Annotated in this window: 16 protein-coding genes; 5 read left to right on the forward strand and 11 right to left on the reverse strand. The window is 63.0% G+C overall.

Features of this window, described 5'->3' with window-relative positions:
- Window positions 1–7: 7 nt before the first annotated feature.
- Entirely contained in the window at window positions 8–658 is a 651-nt protein-coding gene (locus BSF79_RS02625; protein WP_090268005.1) for a LysE family translocator, read from the forward strand.
- A gap of 18 nt (window positions 659–676) precedes the next feature.
- On the opposite strand, the gene BSF79_RS19695 is transcribed toward BSF79_RS02625, so the two are convergent.
- Window positions 677–850, reverse strand: coding sequence for a hypothetical protein (locus BSF79_RS19695; RefSeq protein ID WP_175545240.1), 174 nt, complete (start codon window positions 848–850; stop codon window positions 677–679).
- A 335-nt stretch (window positions 851–1,185) separates the two neighbouring features.
- Between BSF79_RS19695 and BSF79_RS02635 the strand changes: the two genes are divergently transcribed.
- Window positions 1,186–1,725, forward strand: coding sequence for an adenine phosphoribosyltransferase (locus tag BSF79_RS02635; RefSeq protein WP_090268010.1), 540 nt, complete (start codon window positions 1,186–1,188; stop codon window positions 1,723–1,725).
- An 88-nt stretch (window positions 1,726–1,813) separates the two neighbouring features.
- On the opposite strand, the gene BSF79_RS02640 is transcribed toward BSF79_RS02635, so the two are convergent.
- From BSF79_RS02640 to coxB, 10 genes are all read right to left on the reverse strand, one after another.
- Window positions 1,814–3,244, reverse strand: a complete 1,431-nt coding sequence (locus BSF79_RS02640; protein ID WP_090268012.1) for an FAD-binding oxidoreductase — start codon at window positions 3,242–3,244, stop codon at window positions 1,814–1,816.
- Window positions 3,245–3,285: 41 nt separating this feature from the next.
- A complete protein-coding gene (locus BSF79_RS02645) occupies window positions 3,286–3,870 on the reverse strand; it encodes a GNAT family N-acetyltransferase (protein ID WP_090268014.1) in 585 nt (194 codons plus the stop codon).
- Window positions 3,870–5,132, reverse strand: coding sequence for a M16 family metallopeptidase (locus BSF79_RS02650; RefSeq protein ID WP_090268017.1), 1,263 nt, complete (start codon window positions 5,130–5,132; stop codon window positions 3,870–3,872). Before BSF79_RS02650 ends, BSF79_RS02645 begins: the two co-directional genes overlap by 1 nt.
- Entirely contained in the window at window positions 5,129–6,517 is a 1,389-nt protein-coding gene (gene thrC / locus BSF79_RS02655) for a threonine synthase (protein WP_090268020.1), read from the reverse strand. Before thrC ends, BSF79_RS02650 begins: the two co-directional genes overlap by 4 nt.
- Entirely contained in the window at window positions 6,514–7,212 is a 699-nt protein-coding gene (locus BSF79_RS02660) for an SURF1 family protein (RefSeq protein WP_090268022.1), read from the reverse strand. Before BSF79_RS02660 ends, thrC begins: the two co-directional genes overlap by 4 nt.
- A gap of 93 nt (window positions 7,213–7,305) precedes the next feature.
- Complete coding sequence (locus BSF79_RS02665) at window positions 7,306–8,106, reverse strand: cytochrome c oxidase subunit 3 (RefSeq protein WP_090268025.1); 801 nt, start codon at window positions 8,104–8,106, stop codon at window positions 7,306–7,308.
- 25 nt (window positions 8,107–8,131) lie between these two features.
- A complete protein-coding gene (locus BSF79_RS02670; protein ID WP_090268028.1) occupies window positions 8,132–8,707 on the reverse strand; it encodes a cytochrome c oxidase assembly protein in 576 nt (191 codons plus the stop codon).
- Complete coding sequence (locus tag BSF79_RS19700) at window positions 8,707–8,883, reverse strand: hypothetical protein (RefSeq protein WP_175545241.1); 177 nt, start codon at window positions 8,881–8,883, stop codon at window positions 8,707–8,709. The genes BSF79_RS02670 and BSF79_RS19700 overlap by 1 nt, the downstream gene beginning before the upstream one ends.
- A 1-nt stretch (window position 8,884) precedes the next feature.
- The gene (gene cyoE / locus BSF79_RS02675) at window positions 8,885–9,823 is read right to left on the reverse strand and encodes a heme o synthase (RefSeq protein WP_090268030.1); all 939 of its coding nucleotides are present in this window, start codon (window positions 9,821–9,823) and stop codon (window positions 8,885–8,887) included.
- 88 nt (window positions 9,824–9,911) lie between these two features.
- Entirely contained in the window at window positions 9,912–10,754 is an 843-nt protein-coding gene (coxB, locus tag BSF79_RS02680) for a cytochrome c oxidase subunit II (protein ID WP_090268032.1), read from the reverse strand.
- Between the two features lie 195 nt (window positions 10,755–10,949).
- On the opposite strand from coxB, the gene tldD reads away from it, so the two are divergent.
- From tldD to topA, 3 genes are all read left to right on the forward strand, one after another.
- The gene (gene tldD / locus BSF79_RS02685) at window positions 10,950–12,371 is read left to right on the forward strand and encodes a metalloprotease TldD (protein ID WP_090268034.1); all 1,422 of its coding nucleotides are present in this window, start codon (window positions 10,950–10,952) and stop codon (window positions 12,369–12,371) included.
- 474 nt (window positions 12,372–12,845) lie between these two features.
- Window positions 12,846–13,997 (forward strand): DNA-processing protein DprA, encoded by a 1,152-nt coding sequence (gene dprA / locus BSF79_RS02690; RefSeq protein ID WP_090268036.1) that lies wholly within the window; start codon window positions 12,846–12,848, stop codon window positions 13,995–13,997.
- A gap of 179 nt (window positions 13,998–14,176) precedes the next feature.
- Complete coding sequence (gene topA, locus BSF79_RS02695) at window positions 14,177–16,783, forward strand: type I DNA topoisomerase (protein WP_090268038.1); 2,607 nt, start codon at window positions 14,177–14,179, stop codon at window positions 16,781–16,783.
- Window positions 16,784–16,904: the final 121 nt, after the last annotated feature.

Raw genomic sequence — 16,904 nt, forward strand, 5'->3', positions numbered from 1 at the left:
GCCCCCGATGCCCCTTGACCTCTGGTTGACCTTTGTTGCCGCCTCAACTGCGCTGGTGATGATCCCCGGACCGACCGTGCTGCTCGTGCTCAGCTATGCGATCAGTCAGGGGCGGCCGGTCGCCGTGGCCTGTGCCGCAGGGGTGGCTTTTGGCGATTTCCTTGCCATGACCGCCTCTTTGCTGGGCCTCGGCGCGCTGGTGCTGGCCTCGGCCACGCTTTTTACCATCCTGAAGTGGATCGGGGCGGCCTATCTTGTCTGGATGGGGGTGTCGCTTTTGCGCACGCGCGCCGACGTTGGGCCTGAACCGGGGGATGGTCCTGGCATGCCACAGGGCGAGCCCACCCCCGTGCGCGCCATGTCCGTCTTTCGGCATGCCGCGACCGTGACCGCGCTCAATCCGAAATCCATCACCTTCTTCATCGCCTTCGTGCCGCAATTCCTGCGCCCCGAAGCACCGCTGGCGCCACAGTTTGCCATCCTGATCGCATCCTTCGTCGCGCTGGCCACACTCAACGCGCTGGCCTTTGCGCTACTGGCCGACAAGATGCGCACCCGCTTTGCCCGCCCGAACGCGGCGCGCAACCTTGGCCGGATCGGCGGGGCCGCGCTGATCTGCATGGGCGTGATGACGGCCACGCTGCGCCGCAGCACCTGACCGAACAAGACGCCCGCCTCAGTCCTCGGCGTGATCCTTCAGAAAAACACGGATGAAGCCGCGGATCTCGCGTGCGGCGCTGGTGTCCAGCGCCTTGCAGCGCTCGACAAAGGCGTCGCGTTCGCTCTTGTCCAGACGCAGCACCAGTTGGCTGTCTTTCTTCGCCACTTTCTTTCCGTCTTTCTTGCTCAAGGTGCCCCCCAATCGGCCGCTTGACTTTTTGTACCGCAGTTGTATATACATTAACTACACAAATCGCAGATCCTTCCTGCGGCATAACGCACAAAAAGGAAAGATAAAATGACCCTTTTGATAGCAAAATCAATCCTGATTCAGGATCGCATGGACTGGCGCAAGCCACATCTGGGCTGGCTGTCCAGCAAACTTTACCGGTTTTTCTCGAACGACCGATAACGCGACAGACTGAAATACCGCCCCTCGCCGGGCGTATTTCACCTCGGCCCTTGCACCTGCGGCGCGGCTCGGCCAAACCTTTGCGCTGACGACAGCAGCAAAAGGGGCCACGCATGGCACAGCACAAAGCCATCCGGGATTACATCCGCACCATCGTTGATTTCCCGCACGAGGGGATCCTGTTCCGCGACGTGACCACGCTTTTTGCCGATCCGCGCGGATTCCGCATGGCCGTGGACCAGATGCTCCATCCCTATGCCGGACTGCGTATCGACAAGGTCGTCGGGCTTGAGGCGCGCGGCTTTATCCTGGGCGGCGCTGTCGCGCATCAACTGGGCACCGGCTTTGTGCCGATCCGCAAAAAGGGCAAACTGCCCGGCGCCACGATCAGCCAAGCCTATACGCTCGAATACGGCGAGGCGATTGTCGAGCTGCATGATGATGCCATTCAGCCCGGCGAAACCATCCTGCTGGTCGATGACCTGCTGGCCACCGGCGGCACCGCCGAGGCCGGGATCAAACTGATCGAGCGCCTGGGCGGCCAGATCATCGGCTGCGCCTTTGTGGTCGACCTGCCCGATCTGGGCGGTCGCAAACGGCTGGAGGCGATGGGCATGGATGTGCATGTGCTTTGCGAATTCGAAGGCCTGTAAGGCACGCCCCGAGGAAAGGGCGCAGGGGGGCCAGCCCCCCGTCCTGCAAAATCAAAGATTTTGCACGCCTCCCCCCGGAGTATTTTGATCAGAAAGAAGCTTGGATCTGCCGCAGAACCGCGCCGGGGTTCATGATGCCCGCCGGGTCGAACAGGGACTTGAGGCTGCGCATCAGTTCCAGCTTGACCGGATCGCCATAGCGTTCCAGATCGCTGACTTTCAGCCGCCCGATACCATGTTCGGCGCTGATCGAGCCTTGCAGCTCGTGCACGAGGTCATGCACCGCCTGCTGAACTGCGCCGCGCTGACCGGCATAGGTGGCCTTGCTGCGCCCCGGCGCCGGGAACACGTTGAAATGCAGGTTGCCGTCGCCCAGATGGCCAAAGCAATTGACCCGGAACTCGCCAAGCCCGGTAATCCGCGCCGTGGCGCGAGCGATGAAGTCGGGGATCGCGCCCAGGGGCACCGAGATGTCATGCGAGCTGACCGAGCCGATGCGCCGGTTCGCCTCGGGGATCTGCTCGCGCACCTCCCAGAAGGCCGTGCGCTGCGCCTGTGACTGCGCAATCAGCCCGTCACTGACCAGCCCCGCCTCAAGCCCGGCGCCGAACAGGCGTTCCAGCGCCTCGGCCGGGTCCAGCCCGCGTGCCAGCCCCAAGTCGATCAACACGAACCATTCGGGCGGCGTGGCAAACGGCTGGCGGATATCCGGCAGCGTTTCGGCGAGAAACTGCAACCCGGTGCGGTGCATCAGTTCAAACGCGCTGATCCCTTCGCCCAGATGATCCCGCGCCAGCGCCAGCAGATCCAGCGCTGCTGCCGGGCTGTCCACCACCATCAGCGCCGTGCCCTCGGCGGCGGGCTGCGCGAACAGCTTGAGCGTCGCCGCCGTGATCACCCCCAGCGTGCCCTCGGACCCGATCAGCAGGTCACGCAGGTCATAGCCGGTATTGTCCTTGCGCAGCCGCGACAGCCCGTTCCAGATCCGGCCGTCCGGCAGCACCGCCTCGATCCCCAGACACAGATCACGCGCATTGCCATAGCGCAGCACATTCACCCCGCCCGCATTGGTCGCCAACGTGCCGCCGATCCGCGCCGAACCTTTGGAGGCGATGCTGAGCGGGAACACCCGCTGCTCCGCCGTCGCGGCGTCATGCACGTCTGACAGGATCGCGCCCGCTTCGGCGATCAGCAGGTTTTCGCGCGGATACACCGCCCGGATCGCCGCCATCCGTTCCAGTGACAGCAACACCGGCGCAGGGCCGTCCGGCATAACCTGCCCGCCCACCAGCCCGGTGCCGCCGCCGTAAGGCACGACTGGCACGCGGGCCTCGGCGGCCGCCCGGATCACCGCCGCCACCTGTGCGGTGGTTTCGGGCGCCACGATCACCCCGGCCTGCCCGGCCCAACGGCCGCGCGGTTCCTCCAGGTAACGGGGCTCGGGATCACGAAAGGCGCGCGCCGGTAAATGCGGGCGCAGGCTTTCGGCAAAAGCGGGGGTGGCTGCGGTCAACGTCATGGGCAAATTCTTAGCACGCCCGCGCGCGCCGTCCAGCACCTTCAGCCCGCGTCGGTGCGCCCGCGCCGATCCATCCGCAGCGCCGAATACAGCACATGCGTCCGCCAACGCCCATCAATCTGAAGATAGCTCTGCGCCACACCCTCATACTTGAAACCGCATTTCTCAAGCACCCCGCGCGAGGCCAGGTTTTCAGGCAGACAGGCCGCCTCGATCCGGCTCAAATCCTGCTGATGGAACGCATGATGCACGACGGCCTCGATCGCCTCCCGCATATAGCCCTGCCGGGCGAATGCCTCGCCGATCCAATAGCCAAGCGTGCCCGCCTGTGCCGGACCGCGGCGAATATTGTCCAGCGTGATCGCGCCCAGCAGGTGCTGATCGGCCCGCCGGATCAGGAACAGCGGTACGGCCGAGCCATTGTTCACCGCCCGCTGCGCCCAATATACCCGGTTGGAAAACGCCTTGCGCGACAGATGATCAGCCGACCACGTCGGCTCCCATGGTTTCAGAAACGCATGGCTTTGCATCCGCAACCCGGTCCAGTCGCGGAAATCGGAATGCACTGGCGGGCGCAGCGTCAGGCGCTCGGTCTCGATCCGCACCTTCCGCTTCGCCAACAACATCAGGCAGCGCGCCTGTCCTGCAATGCCTCAAGCGAGGGCGCGCCCTCGACCGGACCATACAGCGCCATCGCCGCCGGAGCCTGCACCGCCATCTGCTCGGCAATCGTGCGCACATCGGCGGTGGTCACCGCGTCAATCCGCTCGACCACCTCATCCAGACCGGGCACCCGGCCCCAGATCTGCATCATCCGCGCCAACCGCTCGGCCCGGTTCGACGGGCTTTCCAACCCCATCAGCAACCCGGCCTTCATCTGCACCCGTGCCCGCGCCACTTCAACTTCGGTCAGATCCTCCGCCGCGCGCTTCATTTCGTCCAGGGTGATCATCGCCAGCTCGGCCAGCTGATCGCCCGACGTGCCGGCATACACCGTCATCATCCCGGTATCGACATAGGCACCCGCCTGCGCAAAAATCGTATAGCACAGGCCGCGCTTCTCGCGGATCTCCTGGAACAGACGGCTCGACATGCCGCCCCCCAGCACACTGGAATAAATCTGTGCCGCGTGAATTTCCTCGCTGCCGTAATCCGGCCCCTCGAACCCCAGCGCGAAATGCGCCTGCTCCAGCGGCTTGACCATGCGGAATTCACCGCCCTGAAACTTGGCCACCGCAGGCGCTGCGCTGATCACCGGCGACAGATGGCCAAACAGCTTCTCGGCCTCGCGCACCAGCGCATCGTGATCCACCGCGCCCGCCGCCGACAGAACCATCTGCCCCGGCCCATATTGCTCGGCCACAAACCGCGACAGATCCTCGCGGGCAAAGGCCCCGACCCGCTCGGCCGGGCCCAGAATCGTCCGCCCCAACGGCTGATCCGGATAGGCCTGCTCCTGCAACCAGTCGAAAATCACATCATCCGGCGTGTCCATCGCCTGACCGATCTCTTGCAAGATCACCCCGCGCTCGACCTCGATCTCGCGTTCGTCGAACACCGGGTTCAGCACGATGTCGGCAATCACGTCCAGCGCCAGCGGCACATCCGCCGCCAGCACCCGCGCGTAATAGGCCGTGACCTCGCGGCTGGTATAGGCGTTCATATACCCGCCCACATCCTCGATTGCCTCGGCAATCTGCAACGCGCTGCGCCGCTTGGTGCCCTTGAACGCCATATGCTCAAGGAAATGCGCGATCCCGTTCTGCTCGATCCGCTCGTGCCGCCCCCCGGCCATGACCCACACCCCGATCGAGGCTGATTGCAGCCCCGGCATGTGTTCAGTGACGATACGAAACCCGTTGGGCAGGGTGTGCAGTTGGACGGTCAATTGGCAATACGCTCTCGGATCAGGGATTCAATGGCGCCCAGATCATTTTCGATCCGGGTCACGCGTTCCGACCGCTCATACAGGTCCGACATGCGTGCAGGCAAGCCCGGACGTTCACCTGTTGCCGCTTCTACCGCATCAGGAAACTTCGCCGGATGCGCGGTGGCCAGCGTGATCATCGGCACATCGGCCTGCCGCTGATCATTCGCCACCTTCACGCCCACCGCCGAATGCGGGCACAGCAACTCGCCGCTGGCCTTCAGCGTCGCCGCGATTGTGGCGCTGGTTTCAGCCTCGGAACAGTTGCCGCTGTCGAACAGCTCTTGCAGCGCCTGCAACGCGCCTTGGCTGACCGTAAACCCGCCCGCCTTCAGCTCGTCCATCAACTGGCTCACGGCGGCCCCGTCCTGCCCATATGCATAAAACAACGCCCGTTCAAAATTCGATGACACCTGAATATCCATCGACGGGCTGATCGACGGGATCACGCCGTCGGGCCGATACTCGCCCGTGCTCAGGCAGCGGTGCAGAATATCGTTCTGATTGGTCGCCACCACCAGCCGGTCAATCGGCAGGCCCATCTGCTTGGCAATATAGCCCGCAAAGATATCACCGAAATTGCCGGTCGGCACGGTGAACGACACCTTGCGTCCCGGCGCGCCCAGCGACACGGCAGAGGTGAAATAATACACCACCTGCGCCAGAACCCGCGCCCAGTTGATCGAGTTCACACCCGCCAACCGCACACCGTCGCGAAACTCGAAATCGTTGAACATGTCCTTCACGCGGGCCTGACAATCGTCAAAATGCCCGTCCATTGCCAGCGCATGCACGTTGTCCTCAGAGGGCGTGGTCATCTGGCGCCGCTGCACCTCGGACACGCGGCCATGCGGGTACAGAATGAACACGTCCACCGCGTCCAGCCCGCGAAACGCCTCGATCGCCGCGCTGCCGGTATCGCCCGAGGTCGCCCCCACAATCGTCACCCGCTCGCCGCTGCGCTTCAGCGCCGCTTGAAACAGCTGCCCGATCAGCTGCATCGCGAAATCCTTGAACGCCAGCGTCGGCCCGTGGAACAGCTCCAGCAGGAAATGCCCGCTGTCCAACTGCACCAACGGCGCCCGCGCCGCATGGCCAAACCCGTCATAGGCCTTGGCGATGATCTCGCGGAACGCGTCGTCGGTAAATGTCTCCCCGATAAAGGGCCGCATGATACGGAACGCCACCTCTTCATAAGACAGCCCCGCCAGTGCCGCGATCTCGTCGTGGCTCAGAACCGGAATCGTCTCGGGCACATACAGACCGCCATCGCGGGCAAGGCCCGTCAGCATGGCCTCTTCAAAACTCAGAACAGGGGCTTGGCCACGGGTCGAGATATATTTCACGTTTCGGTCCCTTTCGCGGGGTTGCGGACAGATTGCACGATGCGCCACAGGAACAGGCCCAGCATGGCCAGCCAAACGGCGGCCAGCCCGAACCATGTCACGGCGTATTCCAGATGATCATTCGGGATGCCCTCGGCGCCGACCGGTAGCGGGCTGACCGGCGCGTCGTCCACCGACATGTTGCGCGCGATCACCAGAACCGGCTCGGTTCCCAACGCCTGCGCCAGAACCGGCACCTCGCGCGCAAACCAGATATTGGCCTTCAGGTCATTCTCGGGGGTATAGCCGTCGCGTTCTTCGGGCCAGTGCAGATTGCCGGTGACGGTCACGGCGGGATAATCGCCCGCTGGCGGCTCCTGCTCCAGCTGGACAAAGCCGCGATCCACCAGAATCACCCGCCCGTCGGTCAGAACCATCCGGTTGATCAACCGATATCCCGCGCCGATCTTGCGCTGACTGACCAGAACCCGGATCGCGCCGGGCTGTATCGCGCCACTGACCGTGACCGGCAAGAACCGATCCACCACCGGATCAGGCGCCGCCGGAAGCGCCACAGGCCTGGCATGAATGCGGGTCTCGATCTCGGCCAGAACGTTTTGCTTCCACTCCAGCCGCTGCATCTGCCAAACCCCAAGCGAGATCAGCACAGCGGCCCCGGCAAGACCGAATATCAGCGGAATCAGGATACGGCGCACAAGCGGCCCCCCATGAACGGAGAATGCGCGGACAGTTGAACTGCCCGCGCATTGCTTTTGTCGTGTTGCTGCAGAAAGTTCAACCTCTGCCGCTCAACCGCCCCAGATGTAAACGGCTGCGAACAGGAACAACCAAACCACATCCACGAAGTGCCAGTACCACGCCGCCGCCTCGAACCCGACATGGGCCTCGGGGGTGAAATGGCCGCGCTGCAAGCGGATCAGACAGACCAGCAGAAAGATCGTGCCGATCAGAACGTGGAAGCCATGGAACCCGGTCGCCATAAAGAAGTTGGCACCATAGATGTTGCCCGCAAACCCAAACGCCGCGTGGCTGTACTCATAGATCTGAAACACCGTGAACAGGGCACCCAGCGCAACCGCGATGATCAGGCCCCACTTCATGTCCTTGCGGTTGTTCTCATGCACCAGCGCGTGGTGCGCCCAGGTCGCCGCAGCGCCCGAACACAGCAGGATCAGCGTGTTGATCAGCGGCAGATGCCACGGGTCGAACGTCTCGATCCCGGCGGGCGGCCAAGCACCGTCCACCAGCGGGCTTTGCGGCCCCATTGGGTACATTGCGTGCTTGAAGAAGCTCCAGAACCACGCCGCAAAGAACATGACCTCGGACATGATGAACAGGATAAAGCCATAGCGCAGGCCGATCTTCACCACCGGGGTGTGGTCGCCCACTTGCGCCTCGGCAATGACCTCGGACCACCAGCCATACATGACGTAAAGCACGCCAACAAAGCCTGCCAGCAGCACCCAGGGGCCGCTGTCGTGGAAATACAGAACCGCCCCGAAGAGCATGACAAACCCGGCCAGAGCCCCAAGAAGGGGCCACAAGGATGGGGGCAAAATGTGGTAATCGTGGTTTTTTTCGTGCGCCATCGCGTATTCCCTCGTTGGAAGGTCTTCAGTTTAAGGTTGTGCCCTTGGTTTGCGCAAGCGAGGCCTGCACTTCGGGCAATTCGATCTCGTAAAACGTATAGGACAGGGTGATCTCGTTCACAAACTTTCCGTCCCGGTCCGAAACAATCTCCGGGTCCACATAGAAACTTACCGGCATCTGGACCCGCTCACCCGGTTGCAGCACCTGTTCGGTGAAACAGAAACAGTCGATCTTGGTGAAATATCCCCCCGCCGCATAGGGCGTGACATTGTAAGCCGCCTGCCCCGCCACCGGATGATCAGTGGGATTGTAAGCCTCGTAAAACGCCAGCCCGGTCTCGCCGATGCGCAGCTCCATCTCGCGCTGCACCGGGGCAAACTCCCACGGCATGCCGCGCTCTTGCGAAGCGTCGAAGCGAATCTTGATCGTGCGGTCCAGAATCACATCCGATCCGGCATCGGCCGAAACAGTGGCGCCGCCAAATCCGGTGACCTTGCAGAACCAGTTGTAAAACGGCACCGAAGCCCAGGCCAGCGCGCCCATGGTCACGACCACGGCCACCAACTGAATCACCGTCTTTTGCTTGCCATCTATTGCCATCAGCTGCCCGCCTCCTGCGGTGTCGGCGTCGCCCGCGGCGGCTCCATGTCGCCGCGCGTGACCTTGACCACGGTCATGCCGAACACGATTGCGACAAACGCGGCCAGCACCAGACCAAGCCCGATATTGCGGCCGGAACGACGCTTGTGCAACTCATGCGGTTCGCGAAAGCTCATCTTACCAGCCCCCCATGCCGAACGGCCGCAGCGCGGCCTCGGCCAGAATCGCGCCAAAATGCAGGAACAGATACAACAGAGACAGGCCGAAAAACGATTTCTCGGTGCGATAGTTGTCCGCACCGGCCACATCCTCGTCCCGGCGCCAGATCTTCACCGCGCCAAGCAGGAACAGCCCGTTCAGCACCGCCGACACCGTCAGATAGATCGGCCCGCCGATCGCGGTGAACCCGGCGCCGATGGCCAGCGGCGCCAGCAAAATCGTATAGACCAGAATATGCACCCGCGTGCTGCGCCGTCCGTGGGTCACGGTCAGCATCGGCACGCCGGCCTTTTCGTAGTCCGAGTTCATGAACAGCGCCAGCGCCCAGAAATGCGGTGGCGTCCACATGAAGACCAGCGCGAACATCAGCACCGATTCCAAGCTGATGCCGCCGGTCGCCACGGCCCAGCCGATCATCGGCGGGAATGCCCCGGCCGCGCCGCCGATCACGATGTTCTGCGGCGTCCAGCGCTTCAGCCACATCGTATAGACAACCGCGTAGAAAAAGATCGTGAAGGCCAGAAGCCCCGCTGCCACCGCGTTCGAGGCCAGCCACAGCATGACCACGGCAAAGGCCGACAGCGTCAGCCCGATTGCCAGCGCCTCGTCGGCCGTGACCCGTCCCGATGGCACGGGGCGCGACGCGGTGCGCTTCATCACCTGGTCGATATCGGCGTCCCACCACATGTTCAGCGCGCCGCTTGCGCCGCCGCCCACCGCGATGAACAGAACCGAGGCAAAGGCGATCATCGGATGCACGCCTACCGGCGCGGCCAACAGGCCAACCAGCGCGGTAAACACGACCAACGACATGACGCGCGGTTTCAGCAAAGCGAAGTAATCGCCGAATCCAGCCTCGCCGTCATTGGCCTGTGTGTTGATGCTTGCGTCGCTCATCTTGCTGCGTATCCATTTGGAAAGACGGGCAAAAGGCCCGCCTTTCAGGTCAGGTTCCGAAGGGTGGGCATATGCCCACCACCCGGCTTTAATCGGCCGAAGCCACTGTCAGGGTACGTGGTGTGCCCGCGTATTCCGCAATCGCACCGTCCAGCCATTTGTCATAGACATCCTGGCTCACGACCTTGACCGTGATCGGCATATAGGCGTGGTCCTTGCCGCACAGCTCAGAGCACTGACCAAAATAGATGCCCTCTTTCTCAGCCTTGAACCACAGCTGCGACAACCGTCCCGGCACCGCGTCCTGCTTCACCCCGAAGGCCGGGATGGTCCATGAATGGATCACGTCCGCCCCGGTCAGATGCATGACAACAACCTTGTCCACCGGCACAACAACCGCCGTGTCCGTCGCCAGCAGATACTCATCCGGAGCATAGCCGTGCGCCTCAAGCTCGTCGCGCTGCAACATGAAGCTGTCGAACCCGAACGCATTGTCCGTGTACTCATAGCTCCAGTACCACTGGTTGCCGGTCACCTTGATGTTGATCTCGCCCACGGGGATCTCCTGCTGCTTGAACAGCACCGGCAGCGAAAACGCCCCGATAAAGACCAGAATCACGATCGGCACGATCGTCCACGCGATCTCGATCGGCGTGTTGTGGGTGAAAGTCGAAGGCGTCGGGTTGGCCCGGCGGTTATAGCGCACAATCACGATCAGGATCAGACCGACCACAAAAATCGTGATCGCGCTGATGATCCAAAGCAGAAGGCCGTCCAGCCCCTGAAGATCGCGTGCAAGCTCGGTCGCGGCCGGCTGAAAGCCGAACACGCCGTCTTTGGGTTTACCGATGGTTTCCAGTGCATCCTGCGCAAAGGCTGGCACTGCGGTAAAGGCTGCTGCTGCGGCCAGAAGGCTAGAGAGAATTCGCATATGTCACCCTGATCGGTTGAGGTGTTTCTTGTTCATGTGTCGAAGGACGCCAAACCGAAAAGGCGGAATCCCATTGTTTTGTCGCCGCTAGAAATCATATTCTGATGAAGATAACAACAATCCCGCTTGCGGCAAACAGACGCTTTTTTTGATCTAGATCAAATTCGGGCCGCTGGAAAGACAGGAAAAACAGATATGAGCGATACTCCTTTTCGGCCTTTCGAGCAGGCCCTGGATCACGACACCACCCTCGGCCTCCTGCAAGAGACCACGTCCGGCGCCGATGATGGCGAGTTGTTCCTCGAACGCCGCCGCGGCGAAGCACTGGTCTTCGATGACGGCCGCGTGCGCACCGCCTCCTATGACGCCTCCGAAGGCTTCGGCCTGCGTGCCGTGCACGGCGAGGTGACAGGCTATGCCCATTCCACCGAAATATCCGAATCCTCCCTGCGTCGCGCCATGGCCACCACCCGGCTGGCCATCGGCAGCGGCGGCGCCACGCTGGCCGACGCGCCGCAGGCCACCAACCGCCGCCTCTATACCGATGCCGACCCGATCGCGGGCGCCAGCTTCCCGGTCAAGATCGACACCCTGCGCGAAATTGATGCCTATGCCCGCAACCTCGATCCCCGCGTGGTACAGGTCTCGGCCACCATCGCCGCCTCGATTCAGGAAATCGAGATCCTGCGCCCCGATGGCACCCACCTGCGCGACAGCCGCCCGATGACCCGCGTCAACGTCAGCGTGATCGTCGAACAGAACGGCCTGCGCGAAACCGGCACCGCGGGCGGCGGCGGGCGCGTCGGCCTCGACGGGCTGCTCTCCCCTGCCGACTGGCAGGCCAAAACTCAAGAGGCCCTGCGCATCGCGCTGGTCAACCTAACAGCCGAACCCGCCCCGGCCGGCGTCATGGACGTGGTGCTTGGGCCGGGCTGGCCCGGCATCCTGCTGCACGAGGCGATCGGCCACGGCCTCGAAGGCGACTTCAACCGCAAAGGCTCCAGCGCCTTCGCCGGGATGATGGGGCAACGCATCGCTGCCCCCGGCGTTACCGTGCTGGATGATGGCACCATTCCCGACCGGCGCGGCTCGATCAGCTTCGACGACGAAGGCACCCCCAGTCAGCGCAACGTGCTGATCGAGGACGGCATCCTCGTCGGCTACATGCAGGACCGGCAGAACGCCCGGCTGATGGGCGTCGCCCCCACCGGCAACGGACGCCGCGAATCCTATGCCCACGCGCCGATGCCGCGCATGACCAACACCTATATGCTCGGCGGCGACACCGCCCCCGGTGACATCGTCGCCGACCTCAAGGACGGCATCTATGCCGTCGGCTTTGGTGGCGGTCAGGTCGATATCACCAACGGCAAGTTCGTGTTCTCCTGCACCGAGGCGTACCGGGTGAAAAACGGCAAAATCGGCGCCCCGGTCAAAGGCGCCACCCTGATCGGTGACGGCGCCACAGCCCTGCACCGGATCCGCGCCCTCGGCAACGACATGGCGCTTGATCCCGGCATGGGCAATTGCGGCAAGGCGGGCCAATGGGTGCCCGTGGGCGTCGGCCAACCCACCGTAATGATCGGCGGGCTGACCGTCGGCGGCTCCGCCACATAACTCCACGCGGGCCCCAAAACTGGCCCCCAAAAACGGCCCCGGCGGCACGCCCGCCGCCGGGGCAGCACCACGCACTGCTGCCCCCTGCTCGGCGACTTGATCACGCGCCCCGGTGGCGCAGGTCGTCGCTCCCGCTTCACCACCACTCTGGCGCGGCCACCTCTTGGGCAAAGCGCGTCCCCCCCCCCCCGGCTTCTTTCTGAAAAAAATACTCCCGTCCCGCCGCCCGCACCGCGCACCGCCTTAACTTTTCGGTCCCATCTGCCCGCGCGGCGCTGTGCCGCCCCGCCGGTGCACACCCGGTGCACAGGGGGTGCACAGAAATCACCCCCGCTCCCGCGCCGCAAAACCCACTGGTTAACGGCGCAAATTGACGGCCTGAAAAAATCCCCCCGAAGCGACATTTCCTGTTTTGGTTTACCGCCCATTAACCACTGATCGCCTAAACCAGTCCTGCAAGCAGGCGGAGTTACGATGACCGAGGAATTACATCCTTCCACTCACCCCCCACTCCCACCCACCACGGAAGATGATCGGATATCGTGGCTTCGTCTCTTGCGATCGTCCCGTGTCGGTCCGGCAACTTTTTATCGGTTGCTGGCCGAACATGGCAGCGCTCAGGCCGCACTCGACGCTCTGCCTGAGGTGGCCCGTGCTGCGGGCGCTACCGACTATTCCCCTTGCCCTGTTGGCGTCGCCGTGGCCGAACTGAAGGCCGCCCGCGCCGCCAAAGCCCGGATGCTCTGCGTCGGCATGCCCGATTATCCCGCCCAGTTGGCCCAGATCAGCGATGCCCCCCCCATTCTGTGGGCCGTGGGGCAGACCGGCATCCTGCACCGCCCGATGATTGCCCTCGTCGGCGCGCGCAACGCCTCTTCGCTCGGCACCCGGATGGCCCGCGCGCTCGCCCGGGATCTGGCTCAACGCGGCTATGTCATTGTCTCCGGTCTGGCCCGCGGCGTCGACACCGCCGCCCACACCGCAACGCTCGGTACCGGAACGATTGCCGTCATGGCTGGTGGCGTCGACGTCATTTATCCCGCCGAGAACACCCGCCTTGGCGAAGACATACCCAAAACCGGGTTACGCCTTTCAGAACAACCATTTAGCCTCGCACCACAAGCCCGCCACTTCCCACGCCGCAACCGAATCATCTCGGGTCTGGCACAAGCCGTCGTCGTCGTCGAAGCCGCCGCAAAATCCGGTAGCCTGATCACCGCAAAGAACGCCCTAGATCAGGGCCGCGAGGTGCTGGCCGTGCCCGGCCATCCCTTCGATGCCCGCGCCAGCGGCTGCAACATGTTGATCCGCGACGGTGCACGGCTGGTGCGCTCCGCCGAAGACGTGATCGAAGCGCTGCCGCCCCTGCAGGCGTCCGTTCCGCAGCAGGCCCAGCTTGACCTTGACGATCTGCCCCCCTCCCCCCCACAGCGCCGCACCCTGCGCGACACGGCCCAACTGCACCGTCAGATCCTGCAGCGGCTCGGCCCCTCTCCGCTGGCCGAGGATCAACTGATCCGCGATCTGGCCACACCGGCGCATTCCGTGACCCCTGCATTGATCGACCTCGAGCTGGACGGCAAAATCGCCCGGCAACCCGGCGGCCTGCTGTCACTGGTCAACTGAACGGCCCAACCTCCGACGCGCCCTGAGCATGCAGCGAAACCGCCGCATGTCTTCGCTGTCCCAAGCCCGGCCCGTCCACAGCCCGATTACCCCGGTCGAATCCGCTGCATTGACAAAGCCCCCCAACGCCGCACATGTTCCGCCGCCATAAGCCCTGGTCCGAGTCGAAAGGAATTTCCATGCCTGTTGTCGTTGTCGAATCCCCAGCTAAGGCCAAGACAATCAACAAATATCTCGGACCTAACTACACCGTTCTGGCGTCCTATGGCCACGTCCGTGACCTGCCTGCCAAGGACGGATCGGTCGACACCGAACACGATTTCGACATGAAATGGGAAATTGGCGTCGACAGCCGCAAGCATGTCAAAGCCATCGCCGACGCGCTCAAAGACGACAACGAACTGATCCTCGCAACCGACCCCGACCGCGAGGGAGAGGCGATCAGCTGGCACCTGGAAGAAGCCCTGCGCAAGCGCAAGGCGATCAAAAAGGACACCCCCGTCAGCCGCGTCGTGTTCAACGCCATCACCAAGTCCGCCGTCACCGAAGCGATGAAAAACCCGCGTCAGGTCGATGCCCCGCTGGTCGAGGCCTATCTGGCCCGCCGCGCGCTGGATTACCTCGTTGGCTTTAACCTCAGCCCCGTGCTCTGGCGCAAACTGCCCGGTGCCCGCAGCGCCGGCCGTGTGCAATCGGTCTGCCTGCGGCTTATCGTTGAACGCGAGATCGAGATCGAGGCATTCAAAGCCCGCGAATACTGGACCGTCAAAGCCGTGCTCGCCACCCCGCGTGGTCAGGAATACGAAGCCCGCCTGACCGTTCTGGCCGGTGACAAGCTGGACAAATACAGCCTTGAAAACGCAACGCAGGCCGAACTGGCCGTGCAGGCCGTCAGCAGCCGCGACCTGACCGTGAAATCGGTCGAGGCGAAACCCGCCTCCCGCAATCCTTCGGCGCCGTTCATGACCTCGACCCTGCAACAAGAGGCCAGCCGCAAATTCGGCATGGGCGCCCGCCAGTGCATGAGCACCGCACAGCGCCTGTATGAGGCCGGGCACATCACCTATATGCGGACCGATGGCATCGACATGGCCCCCGAAGCCGTGACCGCCACCCGCGAGGAAATCGCCACCCGCTATGGTGCCGAATTCGTGCCGTCCAGCCCGAGGATCTATAAAAACAAGGCCAAGAACGCGCAGGAAGCCCACGAATGTATCCGCCCGACTGATATGTCTCTGGATGCGACCAAGCTGAAAATCTCGGAACCCGACCAGCGCAAACTCTATGATCTGATCTGGAAACGCACCATCGCCTGTCAGATGGAAGCCGCGCGGATGGAACGCACCACCGTTGACGTCGGTAGCGCCGATGGTCAGGTCGAACTGCGCGCCACCGGGCAAGTGGTTTTGTTCGAAGGTTTCCTCAAGGTTTACGAAGAAGGCCGCGACGATTCCGTTCTGGATGACGACGACAAGCGCCTGCCGCAAATTGCTCAGGGCGAAGCGGCTGAAAAGCGCGGCATCACCCCCGATCAGCACTTCACCCAACCCCCGCCCCGCTATACCGAGGCGACGCTGGTCAAGAAGATGGAAGAACTTGGCATCGGTCGTCCCTCGACCTATGCCAGCGTGATCACCACGATTCAGGACCGCGAATATGTCCGCAAGGACAAGAACCGCCTGTTCCCCGAGGACAAGGGCCGGATCGTCACGATCTTTCTGTTAAACTTCTTTAAACGCTATGTGGAGTATGACTTCACTGCGGATCTTGAAGAACAACTTGATGATGTGTCCGCAGGTGACCGGGACTACAAAGATGTGCTGGCGCGATTCTGGCGCGATTTCTCGGTCGCGATTGCGGAAACCAGTGAATTGCGCATCACTGAAGTGCTGGATGTGCTTGATGCGGCGCTCGCGCCGCAACTGTACCCCCCGCGCGAGGATGGCTCTGATCCGCGCACCTGCCCGCTGTGTGGCGAAGGGAAACTGCACCTGAAAACATCGCGTACCGGCGGGTTTGTCGGCTGCGGCAACTACCCTGAATGCCGCTATACCCGCCCCATTGGTGGCGAAGGTGCCGAGGGCGGCGACCGGGTTCTGGGCGAAGACGCAGGCGATGAAATCAGCCTGCGCTCGGGCCGCTTCGGGCCGTATGTTCAACGCGGCGAAGCCACCGAAGAAAACAAGAAACCGCCCCGCGCCTCGCTACCCAAAGGCTGGGCGCCCGATTCCATTGATCTGGATAAGGCGCTGACGCTGTTGAACCTTCCGCGTGAGATCGGCCCCCACCCCGAGGATGGCGAGATGGTCGAGGCCGGAATTGGCCGCTATGGCCCCTACGTCAAACACGGTCGCGTCTATGCCAACATCAAAGATGTCGACGACGTCTTTACCATCGGCATGAACCGCGCGGTCGAAGAACTGGCAGCCAAAGCCGCCCGCGGCGCGGGCCGGGGTGCTGCAGCCAAGCCCTTGAAAGAACTGGGTGAACACCCGGAATCCGGTGGTGCGGTCAACATCATGGAAGGGCGCTATGGCCCCTATGTGAAGTGGGAAAAAGTCAATGCGACCCTCCCCAAAGAGACCGAGCCGACAGACGTAACAATGGATATGGCCGTGGCGCTGATCGCCGAAAAGGCTGCCAAGAAACCGGCCAAGAAAGCCGCCGCCAAAAAGCCTGCAGCTAAAAAGCCCGCCGCCAAGAAACCGGCGGCGAAGAAACCCGCCGCCAAAAAGGCCCCTGCCAAAAAAGCTGCGGCAAAACCGGCCGCTGCCGAAGACAGTTAACGCCGCCACTCGTATTACTACGTATTGGCCCGGCGTGCGCGATCCCCTAGAAGCAGGCAACGCGGCTCAGACCGGGTGACCTAGGGGCGCTTGATTGACTCTTGCGCCTCTTCTGGTCACT

Origin of the sequence: Thalassovita taeanensis (genome assembly GCF_900110775.1) — a bacterium.
In the GTDB taxonomy this organism is placed as follows: Bacteria; Pseudomonadota; Alphaproteobacteria; order Rhodobacterales; family Rhodobacteraceae; genus Litorimicrobium; species Litorimicrobium taeanense.

Coding starts and splice junctions, on each gene's coding strand:
- BSF79_RS02625 (WP_090268005.1), top strand. CDS start 8: ATGCCCCTTGACCTCTGGTTGACCTTTGTTGCCGCCTCAACTGCGCTG.
- BSF79_RS19700 (WP_175545241.1), bottom strand. CDS start 8,883: ATGAGCTTTCGCGAACCGCATGAGTTGCACAAGCGTCGTTCCGGCCGC.
- BSF79_RS02640 (WP_090268012.1), bottom strand. CDS start 3,244: ATGACGTTGACCGCAGCCACCCCCGCTTTTGCCGAAAGCCTGCGCCCG.
- tldD (WP_090268034.1), top strand. CDS start 10,950: ATGAGCGATACTCCTTTTCGGCCTTTCGAGCAGGCCCTGGATCACGAC.
- BSF79_RS02670 (WP_090268028.1), bottom strand. CDS start 8,707: ATGGCAATAGATGGCAAGCAAAAGACGGTGATTCAGTTGGTGGCCGTG.
- dprA (WP_090268036.1), top strand. CDS start 12,846: ATGACCGAGGAATTACATCCTTCCACTCACCCCCCACTCCCACCCACC.
- BSF79_RS02645 (WP_090268014.1), bottom strand. CDS start 3,870: ATGTTGTTGGCGAAGCGGAAGGTGCGGATCGAGACCGAGCGCCTGACG.
- cyoE (WP_090268030.1), bottom strand. CDS start 9,823: ATGAGCGACGCAAGCATCAACACACAGGCCAATGACGGCGAGGCTGGA.
- coxB (WP_090268032.1), bottom strand. CDS start 10,754: ATGCGAATTCTCTCTAGCCTTCTGGCCGCAGCAGCAGCCTTTACCGCA.
- BSF79_RS02635 (WP_090268010.1), top strand. CDS start 1,186: ATGGCACAGCACAAAGCCATCCGGGATTACATCCGCACCATCGTTGAT.
- BSF79_RS02665 (WP_090268025.1), bottom strand. CDS start 8,106: ATGGCGCACGAAAAAAACCACGATTACCACATTTTGCCCCCATCCTTG.
- topA (WP_090268038.1), top strand. CDS start 14,177: ATGCCTGTTGTCGTTGTCGAATCCCCAGCTAAGGCCAAGACAATCAAC.